Origin of the sequence: Clostridium ihumii AP5, assembly GCF_000612845.1 — a bacterium.
GTDB classification, from domain to species: Bacteria; Bacillota; Clostridia; order Clostridiales; family Clostridiaceae; genus Clostridium_J; species Clostridium_J ihumii.
This window is the reverse complement of record NZ_CCAT010000043.1, coordinates 85144-105755: the sequence shown is the minus strand read 5'-3', so window position 1 is coordinate 105755 and position 20612 is coordinate 85144. Positions and strand designations below refer to the sequence as shown.

General features: G+C 26.3%; 17 protein-coding genes. 5 read left to right on the top strand and 12 right to left on the bottom strand.

Going from position 1 to position 20612, the window contains the following annotated elements; translation table 11 throughout:
* The first annotated feature begins 193 nt into the window (after positions 1 to 193).
* From deoC to pdaA, 3 genes are all read left to right on the top strand, one after another.
* Positions 194 to 859, top strand: a complete 666-nt coding sequence (gene deoC / locus BN346_RS06330; RefSeq protein ID WP_040327301.1) for a deoxyribose-phosphate aldolase — start codon at positions 194 to 196, stop codon at positions 857 to 859.
* A 256-nt stretch (positions 860 to 1115) separates the two neighbouring features.
* A complete protein-coding gene (locus tag BN346_RS06325; RefSeq protein WP_242838401.1) occupies positions 1116 to 2630 on the top strand; it encodes a Na+/H+ antiporter NhaC family protein in 1515 nt (504 codons plus the stop codon).
* A 181-nt stretch (positions 2631 to 2811) separates the two neighbouring features.
* On the top strand, positions 2812 to 3660 hold the full coding sequence (gene pdaA, locus BN346_RS06320) for a delta-lactam-biosynthetic de-N-acetylase (RefSeq protein WP_040327300.1): 849 nt from the start codon (positions 2812 to 2814) through the stop codon (positions 3658 to 3660).
* A gap of 40 nt (positions 3661 to 3700) precedes the next feature.
* Here the strand turns inward: pdaA and BN346_RS06315 are convergent, their stop codons facing one another.
* The 8 genes from BN346_RS06315 to BN346_RS06280 form a co-directional block, all read right to left on the bottom strand.
* On the bottom strand, positions 3701 to 3961 hold the full coding sequence (locus BN346_RS06315; RefSeq protein WP_040327299.1) for a DUF1292 domain-containing protein: 261 nt from the start codon (positions 3959 to 3961) through the stop codon (positions 3701 to 3703).
* 82 nt (positions 3962 to 4043) lie between these two features.
* Positions 4044 to 5381: a CCA tRNA nucleotidyltransferase gene (locus tag BN346_RS06310; RefSeq protein WP_040327298.1), complete on the bottom strand. Its 1338-nt coding sequence runs from the start codon at positions 5379 to 5381 to the stop codon at positions 4044 to 4046.
* A gap of 121 nt (positions 5382 to 5502) precedes the next feature.
* A complete protein-coding gene (locus BN346_RS06305; RefSeq protein ID WP_051540114.1) occupies positions 5503 to 6399 on the bottom strand; it encodes a polysaccharide deacetylase family protein in 897 nt (298 codons plus the stop codon).
* A 166-nt stretch (positions 6400 to 6565) separates the two neighbouring features.
* Positions 6566 to 7231 (bottom strand): deoxynucleoside kinase, encoded by a 666-nt coding sequence (locus BN346_RS06300; RefSeq protein WP_040327297.1) that lies wholly within the window; start codon positions 7229 to 7231, stop codon positions 6566 to 6568.
* A gap of 424 nt (positions 7232 to 7655) precedes the next feature.
* Positions 7656 to 8273 carry a class I SAM-dependent DNA methyltransferase gene (locus tag BN346_RS06295; RefSeq protein WP_040327296.1) on the bottom strand — a complete coding sequence of 206 codons (618 nt, stop codon included), beginning with the start codon at positions 8271 to 8273 and terminating at the stop codon, positions 7656 to 7658.
* A 422-nt stretch (positions 8274 to 8695) separates the two neighbouring features.
* Positions 8696 to 10339 (bottom strand): ABC-F type ribosomal protection protein CplR, encoded by a 1644-nt coding sequence (gene cplR / locus BN346_RS06290; protein ID WP_040327295.1) that lies wholly within the window; start codon positions 10337 to 10339, stop codon positions 8696 to 8698.
* A 291-nt stretch (positions 10340 to 10630) separates the two neighbouring features.
* Positions 10631 to 11512, bottom strand: a complete 882-nt coding sequence (locus tag BN346_RS06285; protein ID WP_242838400.1) for a glycerophosphodiester phosphodiesterase family protein — start codon at positions 11510 to 11512, stop codon at positions 10631 to 10633.
* Positions 11513 to 11657: 145 nt separating this feature from the next.
* Positions 11658 to 12278: an HD domain-containing protein gene (locus tag BN346_RS06280; protein WP_040327294.1), complete on the bottom strand. Its 621-nt coding sequence runs from the start codon at positions 12276 to 12278 to the stop codon at positions 11658 to 11660.
* A 217-nt stretch (positions 12279 to 12495) separates the two neighbouring features.
* Here BN346_RS06280 and BN346_RS06275 point away from each other — a divergent pair, with 217 nt between their 5' ends.
* Entirely contained in the window at positions 12496 to 14493 is a 1998-nt protein-coding gene (locus tag BN346_RS06275; RefSeq protein ID WP_040327293.1) for a FapA family protein, read from the top strand.
* A gap of 83 nt (positions 14494 to 14576) precedes the next feature.
* Here the strand turns inward: BN346_RS06275 and BN346_RS06270 are convergent, their stop codons facing one another.
* On the bottom strand, positions 14577 to 15434 hold the full coding sequence (locus BN346_RS06270; RefSeq protein ID WP_040327292.1) for an undecaprenyl-diphosphate phosphatase: 858 nt from the start codon (positions 15432 to 15434) through the stop codon (positions 14577 to 14579).
* A gap of 1050 nt (positions 15435 to 16484) precedes the next feature.
* Between BN346_RS06270 and BN346_RS20460 the strand changes: the two genes are divergently transcribed.
* A complete protein-coding gene (locus BN346_RS20460) occupies positions 16485 to 17039 on the top strand; it encodes a flavodoxin family protein (RefSeq protein ID WP_051540112.1) in 555 nt (184 codons plus the stop codon).
* Between the two features lie 46 nt (positions 17040 to 17085).
* Here the strand turns inward: BN346_RS20460 and BN346_RS06260 are convergent, their stop codons facing one another.
* From BN346_RS06260 to BN346_RS06250, 3 genes are all read right to left on the bottom strand, one after another.
* A complete protein-coding gene (locus BN346_RS06260) occupies positions 17086 to 18438 on the bottom strand; it encodes an MATE family efflux transporter (RefSeq protein WP_040327291.1) in 1353 nt (450 codons plus the stop codon).
* Positions 18439 to 18589: 151 nt separating this feature from the next.
* Positions 18590 to 19978 carry an MATE family efflux transporter gene (locus BN346_RS06255; RefSeq protein WP_040327290.1) on the bottom strand — a complete coding sequence of 463 codons (1389 nt, stop codon included), beginning with the start codon at positions 19976 to 19978 and terminating at the stop codon, positions 18590 to 18592.
* Positions 19975 to 20439, bottom strand: coding sequence for a MarR family winged helix-turn-helix transcriptional regulator (locus BN346_RS06250; protein ID WP_051540110.1), 465 nt, complete (start codon positions 20437 to 20439; stop codon positions 19975 to 19977). Before BN346_RS06250 ends, BN346_RS06255 begins: the two co-directional genes overlap by 4 nt.
* Between the last annotated feature and the right edge of the window lie 173 nt (positions 20440 to 20612).

The window sequence follows — 20612 nt, the reverse complement described above, 5'->3', positions numbered from 1 at the left end:
TTTTAATAGTATAATTTTATTAAATAATATAAACTTTATTATATTTATTGTGTTAGATTTGACAGTTTTTTCTTTTAAGTATATACTTTATTTATCTTTATATAGTTAATTAAAGTATACTTTTAATTATATTAGAAACACTATATGAAGTAATACTATTTTACAAAAGTTTTAAATTTCGGAGGTTTACAATATGAATATTGCTTCAATGATTGATCATACTATTTTAAAGGCAGATACTACTTTATCACAAGTTAAGAAAATATGTGATGAAGCTAAAGAATATAAATTCAAATCTGTTTGCGTTAATTCTTGTCACACTAAATTTGTATCTGATGAGTTAAAAGACTCTGGTGTTTTAGTTTGCACAGTTGTAGGGTTTCCTTTAGGCGCTATGGATGCAAAGGCTAAAGCTTTTGAAACAGCAAGAGCTATAGAGTTAGGTGCTAATGAAATAGACACTGTTATAAATATTGGTGCTTTAAAAGATAAAAACTATGATTTAGTTTTAAATGATATTAAAGAAGTTGTAGATACAGCTAAAGGAAAAGCTTTAGTTAAAGTTATAATTGAAACTTGTCTTTTAACTGATGAAGAAAAAGTTAAGGCTTGTGAACTTGCTGTTGAAGCTGGCGCTGACTTTGTTAAAACATCAACTGGATTTAGCACAGGTGGTTCAACTCCAGAAGACGTTAAGTTAATGAGAGAAACAGTAGGTCCTAACATAGGTGTTAAAGCATCTGGTGGTGTTAGATGTAAAGAAGATGCTATAAAAGTTATCGAAGCTGGTGCTTCTAGAATTGGAGCTAGTGCTTCTATTGCTATAGTAACTGATACTACTTCAAATTCTGATTATTAATATTTCAATATAAACAAAAACTTTCCTATATTAGGGAAGTTTTTTTTCATTTTATTATTTACATTTTAAAATATCTTTATAATTTTAAAATTTTCTAAACATTTTGATTATTCATAGATTGTTCAGTTTTCTTATAGTATAATAAAAAAAACTTAAAGTATTTCTTTTCCTTTATTAATTAGATATTTAATATCAAAATATGATATTAATTAAATAAATAAAATCTTTTACACGGGGATAAAAAGGGGGATTTATCTTGTCTAATTCGGAAAATACTTTTTTTAAAGTACTGATTGCTATTTTAAAGTTACTACCAGTAGTAGTTCTAGCGGTATTAATGCGGCTTGAATTTAATGTGTTAATAGCTGCACCACTTGCTACTATATGTGCTGCCTTAATAGCCTTTTTAACTGAAAAGTTAAAATTTAATGAGCTTATAGATTGTGCTGTAGATAATGTAAAAAATCTTCAATTAGTATTTTTTATATTAATGCTTGCATATGCTATGGCTGCAGTATTTATGTCTACAGGAGTTGGAGCTTCTATAGTTAACTTAGCATTAAAATTAGGACTTAATGCTAGAACTGTAGCTGTAACTGGATTTTTAGTAACTGCTATTTTATCAGTAGCAACTGGAACCTCTTGGGGAACATTTGCCGCTTGTGCTCCAATATTTTTATGGTTATCACATATAGTTGATGGAAATATTATATTAACTGTTTGTGCTATAGCTGGTGGTTCATGTTTTGGAGATAATATAGGTCTTATATCTGATACTACTATTGTTAGTTCTGGTATACAAAATGTTGAGGTCATTCATAGAATTAAACATCAAGGTGTTTGGTCTATAAGTTGTTTAATTATTACTGCAATCCTTTTCTATGTTGCAGGTATTGTTATGAAACTTCCAACAGATGTTTCAAATGCTAGTTTAGCTATTGATGCAATACCTAAAGAAGTTTGGGCAAATTTGGAGTTAAAAAAACCTGCTGCTATTGATCTTTTAAATCAAGTTAAATCTGGTGTTCCTTACTACATGGTAATACCACTAATCTTAGTTATTATTGCAGCTATAAAAGGAATTCCTACTTTAGCTTGTCTAGCCATAGGAATAATTTCTGCATTAATATTTGGACTATTTGCTGGAACAGTAACTAACTTAACAGAGTTTCTTGATTTAGTTCAAGGTGGTTTTGCTGAAGCAGGTGGTTGGGTTATTGTTATGATGATGTGGATTGCTGCATTTGGTGGAATAATGGCTAAAATGAAAGCCTTTGATCCGCTTTCTAAATTAGTAGTATTTCTTTCAAGAAATGTTCGTCAACTTATGTTTTGGAATGGAGTTCTTTCTATTGCCGGAAATGCACTTTTGGCCGATGAAATGGCTCAAATAGTTACAATAGGACCTATAATAAAGGAACTTGTTGATGATAATGTTGAAGGTGATGAAGAATCTATGTATACTCTTCATTTAAGAAATGCAACATTTTCAGATGCCTTAGGAGTATTTGGATCTCAATTAATTCCTTGGCATGTATACTTAACTTATTATGTAGGAATTGCAACAGCAGTGTATCCTTTGCATACCTTTACTGGAATGCAATTTTTAAAATATAACTTTATGGCCTTTGTAGCTGTAATTTCAATACTATTGCTTACTTTAACTGGATTAGACAGATTTATTCCTAAGTTTGCAATACCAAGAGAGCCAAAAGTTAGATTAAAAAAAAATAAATCACTTGCACATAATGAGCCTTCTAATTTTAATTAAATAAATTTATAAAAGAAGTAGAGATCTATCTGAGTATCTACTTCTTTTTCTCTTTATATAAAAAATGTCCTTAAAAAGAGAATATAATATAGGCTATTGCTTAAAATATATTTGTAACTCATTTTAGTCATTCAAAAGTAACATTTAAAATCAATTAAATTTTATAGAAAGGAGATACTTTATGAAAAACAAAAGATTAATCGCAATGATATCTTTATCTGTTATTTTAATTTCAAATTTTGCTAACAATACAGCCTTTGCTAAAACTACAACTGAAATGCCTGTTTTTGAAGATACTGTTCATGATAGCAATAGCGAAAATAAAAAGTGCGATACTAATGTAAACAATAATTGCATAGACTGGTGGATTGTGCCTAATAAAGACCATCAAACACCTAGAGTCAATACAGATATAAATTTTAAACTTGAAGATTATGATGCATACTATGTTGGTGATACTTCAAAAAAAGTATTATATCTTACATTTGATGAAGGCTATGAAAATGGCTATACTTCTAAAATACTAAATATATTGAAAGAAAATGATGTGAAAGCTATCTTTTTTGTAACTTTACCTTATGTAAAAGATAATCCAGATCTTATAAAGCGTATGGTTGATGAAGGACATATTGTAGGTAATCACTCACATCATCATCCTGCTATGCCTGATTATGCTGTAAATGAAGCAAAATTCAACAAAGAATTTTCAGATGTTGAAGATTTGTTTAAAGAAATTACAGGCACAGACATGCCTAAAGTTTTTAGACCACCAATGGGTAAATATTCTGAGAGAAGTTTAGCTATGACTAAAAATTTAGGCTATAAAACATTATTTTGGAGCTTTGCATATCACGATTGGGATATAAATAAGCAACCAAATCCTGATACTGCTAAAGAAAAAATTGTAAGCAATTTTCATGACGGCTCTGTAATGCTTATACATGCTGTTTCTAAAACTAATACAGAGATACTAGATTATGTATTAAAAGAAGCTAAAAATCAAGGTTATAGTTTTGAATTATTTCAATAAAATTTTATGAAAATAAAAAAGCACCTAAGGTGCTTTTTTATTAGTTATTCATTTCTTCTTCAAAAGACTTATCGTACGCTTCTACTACAGCTTGGAATTCTGCATCGTCTTCCACTTCTGTAAGCTCATATTTTTCGCCCTCTACATTTACGATTTTATATATAAACGCATCATCAGCATTATCAAGTGGTGCTAATAATAAATAAGTAGTACCATTTAATTCTATTCTATCAACTTCCTCTAATTCTATAACTTCATTAGTTTCTGGATCTATAAATTTCATTCTTTTCTTTAATTCCATTTTGTTTCTCCTTTTCTACTATAGGTTTCAATGTTATCCATTATATACTATTAAATAACTTTTAACAATAAAATTTATCATATTAGAATTTTATTAACTTTAATGACTTTTCCATTAAATATTCTCTTTCATTCAAATTTGGATTTTCCAAAACATCCTGTAATAGTAAATTAAGTATCTCTCCTACTTTTTTCCCCTTTTCTACACCTATTTCAATTAAATCATTTCCATTTATCTTTAAGTCTTTTATTCTCATAGGTTCATTATGTTCTAATATACTATTACAAGCTCTATTTAATTCATCTATATCTTCATATTTCGCATATGTTGGATGTGATGATATTCTATCTGCTCTCATTAAATTAAAAAGTGCATTTAAATTATCTTCACCTATATCTACTATATATTTTTTTAATTTAGCTTTACTTGTTATTCCAGGAACTCTCATATGATTTCTTATAAGTAAAGACACTTTTTCTATAGAACTATTGTCAAATCTTAATTTTTTTAATATGTCTTTAGCCATTTTTTCACCTTCAACTTCATGAAAATAGAAATGGCCTCCCTTTTTATCCATAGTAAAAGTTTTAGGTTTTGCTATGTCATGAAGTAATGCAGCTAATCTAATTTCTAAATTGTTTTCCACATTGTCAAGTACCATCATTGTGTGATTAAATACATCTTTATCATGATACCTACTTCTTTGGTCAAAATTTACTGTTTCTAAAAGCTCTGGAATTATATACTGTAAAAGGTTTAAATCAACTAGTCGCCTGATTCCTTTGGATGGTGATGAACTTATTAATATTTTTATAAATTCATCACGTATTCTTTCAGCACTAATGTTTTTTAAAAGAATACTATTAACTTTTATTGCTTTTAAAGTTTCTTTTTCAATTTCAAATCCTAATTGAGCTTCAAACCTTACAGCCCTAAGCATTCTAAGCCCATCTTCTTCAAATCTTTTTTCTTTTTCTCCTATTGCTCTTATTATTTTATTTTGTAAATCTTCTTTACCACTAAAATAATCTATAGTTCCAAATTTATTATTATAAGCTAGTGCATTTATTGTAAAGTCTCTTCTTTTTAAATCTTCTTTTAATTCATTGGTAAAAAAGACTTCGCTAGGTCTCCTATTATCTAAATACTCCCCTTCTATTCTATATGTTGTAACTTCAAAATTTTCTTTTTCTATAACAATAGTCACAGTTCCATGCTGTAATCCAGTGTCAATAACTTTATACCCTACTTCTTCAAAAATTTCTTTAACTTTAAGAGGTTTTGCATTTGTAGTTACATCAAAATCATTAGGATTTTTTCCTAAAATGCTATCTCTTACACATCCACCCACAACAAAGGCCTCATACCCATTACTATATAATGTATCAATTATATTATTAACATTTTTGGGTAAAATCAAAGTATCTCCCCCTCTAACTAAAATATATAATGTCGCACCATAGCAAAATAAAGTTAATCATTCTATTATATTTTTAACTTAACCAGTATATTATATCTTAGTTTTGAACATTTAATTATATTTAATACTTAGCTCTTAAGAATTGTATTACATATTCATCTGGACTTAATGCTCTAAATTCATAACCATCTTTTTTAAGTGTTTCTATAACACATGGTAATGCATAAACCGTAGTAGTTTTTGGTGGTGCATCATGCATAAGTATTATTGGAGAATTAAATTGTTTTGCTCCTTTTATAGCTTCTCTTATTATATTATCCACACTCATTGTTGTTGCATTTGCATCAGTAGAATCTACATTCCAATCAAAATAAGTTACATTGCTTTCTATTAAATATTTGCTTAAGTCCACCATAATATCTTTATGATATCTATCACTTACAGTATTATTGCTTCCACCTGGAAACCTTGCTATTTCTATATCATAATTACATTTTTCTTTTAAAAGCCTTTGAAGCTTTAAAAAGTCTTCTGAGTAGTTTTCAAGTGATGTATATATGTATTTATAATCGTGACTATAACTATGATTACCTATAGTATGCCCATTGTTTATTATTTCTTTATAAAGCTCTATAGATTCGTCATCTTCCTTACCAACAACAAAAAAAGTAGCTTTTATATCATACTTTTTTAAAATATCTAATATTTTTCTAGTATTAACACTTGGTCCATCATCAAAAGTTAAATACACTACTTTGTCATCAATTTCATTGGTTATGTAATATGATACCGCTTTCTCTCCATTGAAACTTTTTATAGTTTCTATTATTTTTTCACTGTTTTTCTCCATATCATCTATTAAGTTATTACTTTTATAATTAGCATTTACGGCTAAAGTGCTATTCACCTCGATTTTTTCACTAATATTTGTTATGATACCACTACTATAGCATATCATAACAACTAAACATACTAATATAAAAACCATATAAGATAAAAAATTTTTTTCATTATTCATATTTAATTCCTTCTTTAATCCAAAGTTTTGTATAATATATCATACCTTTTTATTTTACCTAATAAGCAGTAATTTATTCTTTAAAACCATTTTATAAAAAAAATAATTCTAAAATGAAATATAAATCTCATTTTAGAATTATTTTTAGATAATAAATTCCTATAAATTACATACCTTGCTGAATTTCTTTAAGTTTATCTTCAATAAGGTTCATAACTTTTTTTCTATCTTCAATATTATTCTCAAAGTCTAAATTATCTACATTTATTTTTAATATAGGTGATATGCTATATTCATCAAAATATTGTCTATAATTATCATTTAATTTTTCCCAATAATCTCTTTCAACTATTTTTTCGTATTCTCTTCCTCTTTTATTTATTCTTCTCATTGCTTCATCAACAGTAACTTCTAGATAAACTAAAAGCTTAGGAGCTTTACAATGTTCTATCATGTTTTCAAATAATTCTATGTAAAGATCAAACTCTTCCTTAGACATCTCCCCTGCATCTTGTAACATCTTTGCAAATATTATATCTCCATAAATACTTCTATCCATAACAGCATTTTCTATTTTAGATGCATCTTTTATATTTTTAAATCTCTTATTTAGGAAAAATATTTGTAATGGAAAACTATATCTTTCTCTATCATAATAGAACTTTTCTAATATAGGGTTGTCTACTACTGGCTCTTCAAACGCTACATACCCATTTTCCTCTAATATATTCATAAGGGTACTTTTACCTACACCCACTACTCCATCAATTACTAACATATTCCAGTATCCTCCTCTGTTGATCTTTTCTAATGTCTTCTTATAGAAACTCATTCCAATTACTCCTTATATATGGTTCTAAGCTAGTATTTCAGTTTATACCTTTATCCTTTGATAAATTTATATTTAAATCCTAGTTTGCTATCTGAAAACAGTTGAAAATTAGAAAGTAATAATCCCAATGTTGCCATTTAATATTAAAATATTGCGTATAATTCAATTGGCACATTTCATTTTTCCTTTGTTGCTAAAATCTAGCCTACCTTCGTAGCTGAAATTTTAACCTTAGCGGTCTTTGATTTGGATATAAATTTCCTACTTTCAATTATACTAATTTAATTATCAGTTGAAACAATAATAATTTAAATTTTCAACTATATCATACCAAATATTGTGTTTCACTTTTTTAAAACTACAAGTATTAGTATATTAATAATTTAATCTTATTTCAATAGATTTATTTAAATTTCATTTTTCATTAATCTTCACAATCTTCTTTCTTAATTCCACAGATACTAAATAAGCTATATTTATGTTTTTTATCTTCTATATCTTTAAAATCTGAATAAAAAACTCTGCCATCATTTAAAACATCAAAACCACTTTTTCTCAATATAGATTTAATTTCACCTATGTCAAATCCATTATGACCTTTAAAATCTTTATCATGAAAACTTCCATCATCTTTTGTTAAATCAACTATTATTATTTTTCCGCTTATATTTAAAAAATTATTTAACTTACTTAAAGTTTCTTCTAAATTCTCTATGTGATGTAATGCCATAGACGTATATATTACATCGTATTTTTCATCACTTTCTAAATTCAATATATCTCCACACCAAGTTTTCATATTATCTATACTATTTTCTTTTATCTTTTCATTTACAACATTTATCATACCTTCTGATAAATCTATTAACATAAACTCTTTAAAACTATCTATAAGTCCAAAAGATATAAGCCCCGTACCACATCCAAACTCTAAACCTTTACTCTCATTATTTAAATAACTTCCAATTTCCTCACTTATTTTCTTTGCTCTATTTACTCTATACTCACTATCCCATGTTTTTGACTTCTCATTAAAATCCATAATAAAAATTCTCCCTTACTTTTATAGGGAAACAAGCTCGAATTCAAAATAACAAATTTATCAATTGAAAAGCTTTTTTCTTGTAACACTACCACTCTCATTTAATATTTGAATAATTTCATTTTTCAGCTTGGAACCCTATATATACTCATATATAAATTCTACAATTCTGACATATCCATTGTCAATTTAAATAAGAAAACTTTAAAATATTATACAAAAATTAACTATTGACAATTAACAATTAAAATAGAACTAAACTAGAACTCTACAATTATCATTTAATAAATTTTTTCTCTTTATTTATAAAATGAATAGTACTGATATTCAATTTTATTTTAAAATTTACATTTATAAGTAGTTTAAAATCCTACATAAAAATGGTAGCCAAGTTATACCTAGACTACCATGAAACAACCAATCTATACTTTTATCTTCTTTATTTTGCTAATTAAATTTATATACTCATTATTTAAAGTTGACTTTTTCTCTTCATCAGTTTCTATTGATAATAATGAAATAGTTTCTGATAATCTATTTTCTAAAACTAATAACTCATCATCATGTTCTTTATCTACTTTATTTATTAATTTATTTTCATATTCTAAATATTCATTATAACTTCCATCAAATTGTTCAATTCTTTTATCTTTAAATTCCATTATATAATCACATACATTAGAAATAAAAGCTTTATCATGTGATACTACAATTACTGTTTTATCTGTACTTATAAGTGCATTTTCTAATGACTCTATAGATTTTACATCTAAATAATTTGTTGGTTCATCTAATATTATCATATTATTATCGCATAATATAACTTTACAAATAGCAACTTTAACTTTTTCACCACCACTAAGCTCTGAAACAAGTTTATTTACATCATCACAATTAAAACCAAAGTGATTTAAGTTCATCATTATAAAGCTATTATCATAGGATGAGTTCATTTTTACATTTTCTAATATACTTTTATTATCATTTAAAATGTTTTGACTTTGATCAAAATATCCTATATAAGCAGTATTACAAACATGTATATTATCATTAGTTCTATTTAATATTTCTCTTATCAAAGTAGTTTTCCCACAGCCATTTTCACCTATTATAGCTACTTTTTTTCCTCTCTCAATACTAAAATTAGCATCATTTAATAGAACTTTATCTTCAATACATAATGTTAAGTTTTTAGCAGTGATTGGATGTTTTGAATTCATTTCTTTACCCTTTTGTATATTAATTTTTATTTCAATTTCTTTTTTAGGTTTTTCTTTAATATCCATATGTTTTATTCTATTTTTTATTGACTTTATGTTATTATCAAGAGTTTTCTTTCCACTTTGATCACCCATTTTTATTGTCTTAGCTTCAGATTTCCCCATACCTTTTGGCGCTTTATTTATTCTTTCTCTTAATTCTTCTTTTTTCTCTATAGCTTTTTCTAACCTTATTTTTTCTTTCTTATATTCACAGTATTCCTTTTCTTCTCTTTTTCTTTTTTCACTTTTCAACTTACTATATGTATTATAATCACCACTATACTGAGTTAACTTTCCATTTTCTATTTCTACAATACTTGTACAAAGTTCATTTAAAAAGCTCCTATCATGAGAAACTATAAGTAATGTACCTTTAAAATCTTTTAGCATCTCTTTAAGTTCATCTATACTTTTAGAATCTAAATTCGATGTAGGTTCATCTAATATTATAAGACTAGTATTTTCAGTAAGTGCTTCTGATATCTTAAGCTTTACTTTTTCTCCACCAGATAAGTAGTCTTCATATTTAGTTGGTGCATTAAACACACTTTTTGCTTTAGAATCTAAACACTCGCCTAAAAAATTTTTTTGTTGGCTTACATAGGAATAACTATCTGTAATAAAAACCTTACCTTCATCTACTAATTCTTCTCCAATTAAAATTTTAAGTAATGTAGTTTTTCCTACACCATTACATCCAACAATTCCTATTCTATCTCCTTCTATAATCTCAAACTTTTTAATATCTAATATAACTCTGTCTTTGTAAGATTTTTTTACTTTATCTAACATAGCTAGTTGCATAAAAAGTTCCTCCTTAAAGAAATAAAAGATTTAAACTGTAATTCTTGTCATAAGTTTAATAAAAAACAAAATCATTTAATTAATCACATCAAAGATACGCTTTCATAAGGTAACTTTACACATCAATTAATCATATATATTATTTCATAAATGAAGTCATTGTATCCTATTATATTAAAAGATTTATTTGAATTATTAGTAAATATATATTTTAAAATTCAAATTATAGGAAAACAAGCCAATTTAAAAATAAATTGACTTGTTTTTTAATCATCATATTAATTTATAAGTTTATTGGGGTCTGAAATCTGAATATTCCACACTTCCTATTTCAAAAACATCTTTTGGATCTATATTTTCAAATATTGCATTGCCATATTCTTTAAGTGCTATCTTTAAATCCTCTTTTGTTCTTATTGTCCAACAAATAGGTGGTACACCATTTCCTCTTTGTTCATCTATAAACTCTTTATTTCCTTCTTTAAATTCACAAGCTATAAAATTAGGTCTACTTTTGAAATTTAGAAGCATATTTTTAAGAACAAATTTTTTTAATCCATTCATATCTTCATTTTTAAAACTTCCAACTAATTGACCTCTTAATACTTCAGGATTATTCTTTTTAAACCATTCTAAAACAAAAGGATTAAAGGATTGAACTGCATATTCTCCTTTATAATTTTGCAATTCTTTTTTTACCTCTTCTTCTAAAGTACCAACTTTACCTTCATTTTTTATTTCTATTAATAGTGAAGTTTTTTCATTCACAAACTTTAAAACTTCTTCAAATGTAGGAATTTTTTCTTTGCTATCTTTTAATGTAAGTCCTTTTATTTCTTCATAACTACATTCATCAATATTCTTATCTAAGCCTGTCATTCTCTTTAAATTTCTATCATGAAAAACTACAACCTTATTATCTTTAGTCATATGCACATCTAATTCTATTGTCATTTTATTATTTATAGCATTTTCAAAAGATTTTATTGAGTTCTCTGGAATAGCATCATTATGTAACCCTCTATGTGCTATAGGTTTATTTAGTAGCCATGGTGTTGCATAATTTTTACTATTATCTCCATTCCTCATAAATGAACTTAATGCTTTTATAACTATTATTAAAACTAATATTATTATTGCAAAAGTAACTATTTTATTTTTTCTTAGTTTCACAAAACAACACTCCCATCTTTTTTATTATGTATATATAAGTAAATTTTATCTTCTACATAATAAACTATACATTTTGTATAAGCTTAAAAATATATTAGTTTCAACACTTTCAATGTATTTCTTTATAAGATACATGTAGTAAAAGTTAAAAATTTTTTTCTACTATGCTTTCCAAATACTTTTTAGCATCTAATATCCACTTATGCGGACATAAAATAACATTATTATCTATTATATAATTAATATATGTTAATGATGCCTTTTCTAGAGATATACTTAGTGCTTTTTCTACCTCATTATAAAATGGTGGAACATTCTCTTGATCCCATGCAAGTTTATCTGCTATAAAAAGTGACATATCATACTTGGATGGATTGCTTTTTAAAGTTGTATGACATTCTATTGCATCTAACACTCTTATATCTTCTATTTTAAAAACTTCTTTTGAAATTATCTTTGATATTCTTTGATGTAATATAAACGGATATTTCTCTTCTGCATTATCTATATAGCTAAAGTTTTCTTTTGCATATTTAGACATTTCATTTAAACTTACAATTGCACCTATATCATGAAGATATCCTGCATTTTTGCAAGCTTCTATATCTAAATTAAACATCTTGGCTATTTTCACATTCATTTCAGCTACATTCTTACAATGATTATATGTTTCTTCTTTCTTACATTCATAAAGTAACTTTCTTACGCCCTCTTCTAATGTATTATCTAAAATATTGGTTGTATTATAATTTAACTTTATTGTCATATTACCCTCCTACATATACCTTAATTAAATACTAGATAAATTTGATTTTAACTCAATATGTACTTTCGATATTTCATTTAATAAACCCTCTATTTCAGTACATTTTATTTGAGATTGAAATTATTTTATAGTTAATTATGTAAATTCGTGTTATAATATGTCTAAATATAAATTATTTTTAAAATTTTCTAATAAATATCGAAAGGTGTGTGATATTATGCATTTATTATATCGTGGTATATCTTTAAATGACTGTTTAGAAAAAGCTTCTCTTGAGTTAAATTTACCTAAAGAAAAAATAGACTATAATATCATAAAAAAATCTAATTTTTTTAATAAGGAATTTATGGTAGAGGTCATATTTGACTATCTAACTCTAGATAATGATAAAGTAGAAAATCATTATTTAGATAATACTTCTACTACAGAAGAGAAATTAGACAACACATGTTCACTGCCAATATCCCCTAGTTTTGAAACATCTCTTAAGGAATATGGTGCTAGTGTTAAAAATGGTGAAATATTAGTTTATGAAGATATCTTTAATAAAAATAAAATACAAATTACACCTTGTCATGGAATTACAGTTTATATTAACAATGAAAAATGTGATGAGAACTCTCAATATACAATTACTGAAGAAGATATTATTACTTATGAAAGTATTGAGAATGATTCATTTAGAAAGTTTAATATATCTATATCTGATGATTGTATGGAAGCTTACTTAACTGTTGAATACATACCTAAATCCACTTATAAATTGAAAGACAGTGCTATTAAAGAAATTTTAAATTTAGAAGTTGAAGAAGAAATTATAGAGTTTCATAATAAATACACACTAATAGATATTGTTAAAGAATTAAATAAAATCAATGTAAAAAGTGGAGTTATTATAAAAAATATTAAGGATTGTTGCTTAAATGGTGGTGAAAACATTCTTATAGCAAAAGGTACACCTGTTATAGATGATACTAAAACTAAAATAGAACTTTTATTTGATTGCAATGATGACAAAAGTTTATATGATATAGATGAATTTAAAAACCTTTATTCTATGTCATATGTGAAAACTCAAGATATAATTGCTAAAATTATTCCAGGCTCCATTGGTGAAGATGGAATAAATATATATGGTGACATAGTAAAGAAATTAACTATAAAAAATACACCCATTAATGTAGGTGATGGCTGTAGAGTTAAAAATAATATAATTACATCTACAACTTCTGGACGACCTGTTGTTCAAAATGGTGTTATATCTGTTAACCCTGTTTATATGCTAGATAATATAGATGAGGATTCTGGTGACATTACTTTTAAAGGTGATATTGAAGTATCTAGTAATATTACAAACAACAACAAAGTTATAAGTACTAATTCCATATTAGTAAAAGGTAATGTTTTATATTCTAAATTGTCTTGTACTGGAAACATTAAAATTTTTAAAAATGTAATAAGTTCAACACTTATTTCAGGTGGAAAAGATTTAAATCCTTTAAAAGAATCTTATCTTAATACATTAAAAATTTATATAAATGAACTAGGTAATATAATAAACACTACAGAAAGGTTATTAACACATTATCCTAATAAAACTATTGGAGAACTTACTAAAATACTTATAGAAACTAGATATAAAACCTTACCGAAACTTTCAACTAACATTCTGACATATAACTTAAAACAAGGCATTATAAATAGTGATGTTTTAGACTTTATAAAAAATAAACTAGTAGGTTTATGTAGTTTTAAAGTTTCTTCAATTAAAGAACTATATAACTTTAAATTTATTCTTGAAAATGAATTTAAGAATTTAAATGTAAATGTAATAATTCCATCTGATGTTTATATATCTTACACAGAATCAAGTTTAATAAAATCTACAAAAGATATTATTATTTCTGGCAAAGGTTCCTATAACTCTGAAATAAGAGCTCTTTCAAATATAAAATTTCTTAATGAAAACGCTGTAGCCATGAGAGGAACTTTATATGCTGGAAATCATTTAGATTTAAAAACTGTTGGAAGCCCTTCTGGAATAAAAACTAAATTGCAAGTTGATGAATTTGGTGTAATAACTGCTGATAAAGCATATTCAAATACGTTATTTACCATTGGATATAAACAATATTTACTTGAAAGACCTATGAGAAATATTAAAGTTCAATTAAACTCTCATGGTGAAATAGACATAGAAGGTTTAGATCTATAAATTATACTGGTTTTATATAAATTTTAAAATACATTATAAAAATTAAGAGAGAACAGTATTTTGTTCTCTCTTTAAATCATTTGTTATGCACTTAATGTTATTACTTTTGTAAATACTAGTATTGCAAGTAAAACTCCTGCTGCTACTCTGTATATAGCAAATATTCTCATTGGTCTTTTCTTTAAGAATGTTACAAACTTATCCATAACTATTATTGATACTATGAATGCAACGATAAATCCAATTATAAGAGCTATCCATAATGTTGGAGTCATTATAGAAAAGTCAAATTCAAATAAATCTTTTCCTGATGATCCTATCATTGCTGGAATTGCTAAGAAAAATGAAAATTCTGCTGCTATTGGTGTTGAAAGTCCTGCAATCCATCCACCCATTATTGTAGATGCACTTCTTGACATTCCTGGCCACATAGATAACACTTGGAATATACCAACTTTTAATGATTGCATGTAGCTTATATTATCTATATCTCTTGTAGCATGTTTTTTCTTTCTAAACATGTTTTCTATAACTAATAATAATATACCACCAACTATAAAGCCTACAATTACAGCTTCTGGTTTAAATAGTTTCTTTATATCACTATAAAATAAAACACCAACTATACCTGCTGGAATAGAACCTACTATTACATTTATTCCAAATTTAAAACCTGTTCTTCCTTGTTTACCTTTTGTGAAAATATATTTAAAAAACTCGATTACACTGTCTTTTATTTTTTTCCAATATAGCACAACTACTGCAAGTATTGCTCCAAGCTGAATTACAACTTCAAACATTTTTGCAAATTCACCGTGAAAATTAATAGCACTTCCTACTAAAATCATATGTCCTGTAGATGATACTGGAATAAATTCCGTTAATCCTTCTACTATTGCGACTATAATTGCTTTAAAAATAAATAAAATATCTAATCCCATTATAAATCACTCTTTCTTTCTAAATCATTAACAATATATATCTAAATTAATATAAATCTAAGTTATTTTGACACTATATATCCTATGTAACCACTCCCATCACCATCAAATTAAGTACAACAACCATTATTTTATCACATATAAGTTTACATGACAATTATTGATATTTAATTCCATTTCTTATATCTAGGGTTCCAAGTTCAAATTTAAAGTAATGTCTTTCTCAAATGATAGTACTAATCTTACAGTTTATTTTTATATTTGGAACCAAGTAAGAGTTAAGAGTGAAAAGTGAAAAGTTATGGTGAATATCCCGGGGATTGAAATCCCCACTACAATGTTTTATTTGTACTTCAAATAAAATCAGTATAATATTTATCCATAAAAAGTTCATTTTGGAGAATAAATTCCCCATCATAATATTCTTACTAATCATAGTTTCAATAGTAACTATCACTATTACTTTGGATATTTTATAAAACTACGTTTTTATATTGTTTTCAACTAATTTGCTCTGCAAATTTAATAAAAAATCATTCTTTAAAATTGGAAGTCCAATTTTTACATTCACTTTCAATTTTCAATTTTCCATTTTCAATTAAATTAATTAGAATTCTCAGCTGAAACATAAATAACTTAAAGTTTCAACTTGGATACCCTTAAGAGTGAGACTAGCTCGGAATCATTTTATAATAAGTATTCTTTTGAAATCAATATATTTACAGCTTTAAAAAGAGTTTTGAATTCGAGCTTGTTTCACTATAGAATTAAATCTTCATTAAGTTTTACCTGCACTTTAAACTAGACAACCTATCTTAAATCTCTGTACTTGTAATTTTAATTCTTAACTGTTTACCCTATTAAATTATTGACTAAAAATCTAATTATTTTCATATACCTTATATTAAATAAAAATTTATAAATGTACCATTCATTCGTCTAACATATATCTAATTTAAAATTAAATTTATGTAACTTTGGATTTTTGATGTATTTTAAATACATTTATGTTATCATATACAAAATAAAAATAATTAGGGGGATTTATTTATGAAAGCAATATGTATAGTTGGAAGTCCAAACTCTAATGGAAGTACATCATATGTATCTGATAAAATTATAGAAGGTCTTAAAGTTAATAACATTGAAACAAAAAAATATGTTCTTGGGGAAATGAACATAAATTATTGTAAGGGTTGTAATTCATGTCATGAAACAAGAAAATGCATTCAAACTGATGATATGGATAAAATCTTTGCGGATTTATATGATTCAGATATTGTTATAATTGCATCACCTTCATACTGGGGTGATGTTACTGGACAATTAAAAGTTTTTTTTGATCGCTCTACTCCACTTTGTGATACAAATGGTGAAACATTAGTTCCTAAAGGAAAACTTGGAATTTCTGTTTCAATTAGAGCAGGTAGCCATGTTGAAGAAAATATACATTTAATTAACGCTATAGAACATTACTATGGTCACCTAGGCATAAAACCAATTAAAAGATTTACTATAGAAGGTGTAAACACTAAAAATGATCTTATAAAAAAACAAGACAAACTTAATGAAGCATTTGAATTAGGTAAACATATTTTAGTCTAATTTATAATTCCAATAACCTTGTAAATACAACGTTAAAATGTAATATTTACAAGATTATTTTCTTTTTCATGTTTTTAATTGTTTTTACAAGTATAATAGCTGTTATTACGGCTGAAAGTCCATCTGATATAGCTCCTGATAGCCATACTCCTGTAATTCCTTTAAACTTAGGAACTATTATCATACATGGTATCAATATAATTACTTGCCTTAATAAACTTAAAACCATAGCTATTTTCACTTTACCAATTGCTTGAAATAAATTAGATATGATTACTTGAAATCCAACCAATGGCATCATCATAAGATATATTCTTATACCTTTTATAGTTGTATTTATAAGCTCAGAATTATCATTAAACATTGATATAAGTACTTTAGGCATAAGCTGAATAATTAAAAATCCTAACATAAGAATAATAGTTGCTACTATTACTCCATATTTTACTGTTTCTTTAACTCTCTCATAATTTTTAGCGCCATAATTAAATCCTATTATAGGTTGAGATCCTTGATTTATTCCAAATACAGGCATCATAAATATCATTGATATACTTGAAATTATTGCCATAGCTGCTATTGCATTATCTCCACCATAAGTTTTCAATGCATTATTTGATATTAATTGCACAAATCCCTGTGCAATTTGTATACAAAATGGCACCATTCCTATAGTAATTATACTTATTACAACTTCTTTTTTTAATTTCATATTACTTTTCTTAATTTTAAGTATACTTTTTCCTTTAGTAAAATAATATAAAATCCATATTGTAGAAATAGACCGTGCTATAATTGTTGCTATTGCAGCACCCCTAACACCCATATCTAATACAAATATAAATATTGGATCTAATATGATGTTGGCTATGGCTCCTATTAACATAGAAAACATAGCTGTCTTTGGACTACCATCGCTTCTTATTGAGTGATTTAACCCAAAACTTAACATATTAAATACAGTTCCTATAAATATTATTTCTATATAATCTCTAGCAAATCCAATTGTATTTTTACTAGCACCAAATATATTTAATATAGGGTCAATAAATACAAGCCCTACAACTGATGCTAAAAAACTTAGTAATAATAACAATGTTACTGCATTGCCTAAATGATTTTCTGCATTTTCTTTGTCATTTTCGCCTAATTTTATTGATATTTTATAGGAAGTACCTATTCCAACCATCATGCTAAAAGCAGACACTACTGTAACTATTGGCATTGCTACGCCAACACCGCTTAATGCTAAGTTGCCAATTCCTTTTATATGACCTATATACATTCTATCTACTATATTATATAAAGTATTTACAATCATCCCCACTATTGCTGGGATTGAAAACTCTAATAATAACTTATATATTTTCTCTTCACCTAATCGCTTTTGCATATCCATTATTTAAATCCTCCATATCCACTCCTTTAAAACCCTTTTAATTGTATATTCTACATGAAGGTTTAAATTACCTTTAACACTTTTTGACCAAAAATAATTTACTATAAAAAAAATGATATACCATCTTGTGATATACCATTTCAAAAATAAATTATTTTGTTTCTAATGCAATTTTACCTTCTTCAATTTCATTACCATTTTCATCTTTTAAAGATCTAATTGTTTTTATAAATATTACCGCAGTTATAAGTGCTGATAATCCATCTGCTACTGCTCCAGATAACCATACTCCTGTAAGTCCTTTAAATCTTGGTAATATTAACATACATGGTATTAATATTATAACTTGTCTTAATAAACTTAAGAACATAGATATTTTCGCTTTACCAATTGATTGAAAAAAGTTAGAACTAACTACTTGGAATCCTATAACTGGCAACATCATAAGGAATATTCTTATTCCATGTACACCCATTTCAACAAGTTCTGGGTCGCTATTAAACATTGATATTAACATTTTTGGTGCAAGTTCAACTGCTAAAAATCCAATTGTAACAATAGTTGTTGCTGCTAAAACAGCATATTTAACTGCCATCTTAGCTCTTTTATACTTTTTAGCACCATAGTTAAATCCTATTATAGGTTGTGAGCCTTGATTTATTCCAAATACAGGCATCATAAATATCATTGAAATACTTGAAATTATAGCCATAGCACCAATTGCATTATCTCCACCGTATGTTTTTAATGAATTGTTAGCTATTAATTGAACAATACTTTGTGCAATTTGCATACTAAATGGACTCATTCCAATGGCAAATATACTTAATACAACTTCTTTTCTTAATATCATATATTTTTTCTTAATTTTAAGTACGCTCTTACCCTTTGTAAAGTAATATAATATCCATATAGTTGAAACAATTTGAGATATAACTGTTGCTATAGCTCCACCTCTAACTCCCATATCTAATGCAAATATAAATATAGGGTCTAAAACTATATTTGTTATAGCTCCTATAAGCATAGAACCCATTGCAACTTTTGGGCTACCATCACTTCTTATTGAGTGATTAAGACCAAAGCTTAACATGTTAAATATAGTTCCCATAAAGATTATTTGTACATAATCTTTTGCATAAACAAATGTATCTTTACTAGCTCCAAATATATTTAATAAAGGATCAATAAACACAAGTCCTATAATTGATATTAAAATACTTATTATTAGTAATAATGTAAATGCATTTCCTAAATGATTTTCTGCACTTTCTCTTTCGTTTTGTCCAAGCTTTATTGATATTTTTGCTGAAGTTCCTATACCAACAAGCATACCAAATGCTAATATTATTGTCATAATTGGTAGTGTAATTCCTACACCTGTAAGTGCTAAGTTTCCAACCTTAGGTATATGTCCTATATACATTCTGTCAATTATGTTATACAGAGTATTTACAACCATTCCTATAATTGCTGGAACTGAAAATTCTAAAAGCAATTTAGATACTTTTTCTTCACCTAATCTTTTTTGATGATTCATTCTTCAAACTCTCCCTTCATAAACCAATCACTTAAAACTATTTTCTTTAATACTTTTAAAGTAATATCTGACTCTTCTTTTGTTATTGTTTTACTTATAAGTTCTTTCCAATCATTTAAAACATGAAAAAACTCATTTTCTATATCATGAGCTTTTTTCGTTAATCTTAAATTATATGAACGTTTATCATCTTCTTTCCTAGTCCTTATAACATATCCTTCTTCTTCAAGTTTCTTAATAGCTCTTGCTGTAGTTCCTTTATCAACTCTAACTTCATCAGTCAGCTGTTCTTGAGTTATATTGTCATTTCTATATAAAAATAGTAGAAATAAATATTGTCCTGCTCCAATATTAAACTTAGCAAATTTTTTAGAATAGAACATAATTTGAGTTCTATATATTTCTGCTACATATCTACCTATAGAGTCACAATCAGTTATTTCTATATCATTTATATTCATAAAATTCACCTTCTAAATATTTATAATATAGTTGCGCCAACAACTATATTATCACTAATTAGTTGTCATTGCAACTAATTTAAGAATAAAATTTTATCTTATAAAAAAATTGTCTTATTTCAATTCTTGACATAATTATGTAATCCAATTTATTCTATATTAATAGGATGAAC

What these genes read in the sequence shown, in the direction of transcription:
- BN346_RS06270 (WP_040327292.1), bottom strand. Translation starts at nt 15,434, where the DNA reads ATGGGATTAGATATTTTATTTATTTTTAAAGCAATTATAGTCGCAATA.
- BN346_RS06280 (WP_040327294.1), bottom strand. Translation starts at nt 12,278, where the DNA reads ATGACAATAAAGTTAAATTATAATACAACCAATATTTTAGATAATACA.
- BN346_RS06315 (WP_040327299.1), bottom strand. Translation starts at nt 3,961, where the DNA reads ATGGAATTAAAGAAAAGAATGAAATTTATAGATCCAGAAACTAATGAA.
- BN346_RS06260 (WP_040327291.1), bottom strand. Translation starts at nt 18,438, where the DNA reads ATGGATATGCAAAAGCGATTAGGTGAAGAGAAAATATATAAGTTATTA.
- BN346_RS06255 (WP_040327290.1), bottom strand. Translation starts at nt 19,978, where the DNA reads ATGAATCATCAAAAAAGATTAGGTGAAGAAAAAGTATCTAAATTGCTT.
- BN346_RS20460 (WP_051540112.1), top strand. Translation starts at nt 16,485, where the DNA reads ATGAAAGCAATATGTATAGTTGGAAGTCCAAACTCTAATGGAAGTACA.
- pdaA (WP_040327300.1), top strand. Translation starts at nt 2,812, where the DNA reads ATGAAAAACAAAAGATTAATCGCAATGATATCTTTATCTGTTATTTTA.
- BN346_RS06305 (WP_051540114.1), bottom strand. Translation starts at nt 6,399, where the DNA reads ATGAATAATGAAAAAAATTTTTTATCTTATATGGTTTTTATATTAGTA.
- deoC (WP_040327301.1), top strand. Translation starts at nt 194, where the DNA reads ATGAATATTGCTTCAATGATTGATCATACTATTTTAAAGGCAGATACT.
- cplR (WP_040327295.1), bottom strand. Translation starts at nt 10,339, where the DNA reads ATGCAACTAGCTATGTTAGATAAAGTAAAAAAATCTTACAAAGACAGA.
- BN346_RS06275 (WP_040327293.1), top strand. Translation starts at nt 12,496, where the DNA reads ATGCATTTATTATATCGTGGTATATCTTTAAATGACTGTTTAGAAAAA.
- BN346_RS06295 (WP_040327296.1), bottom strand. Translation starts at nt 8,273, where the DNA reads ATGGATTTTAATGAGAAGTCAAAAACATGGGATAGTGAGTATAGAGTA.
- BN346_RS06300 (WP_040327297.1), bottom strand. Translation starts at nt 7,231, where the DNA reads ATGAGTTTCTATAAGAAGACATTAGAAAAGATCAACAGAGGAGGATAC.
- BN346_RS06250 (WP_051540110.1), bottom strand. Translation starts at nt 20,439, where the DNA reads ATGAATATAAATGATATAGAAATAACTGATTGTGACTCTATAGGTAGA.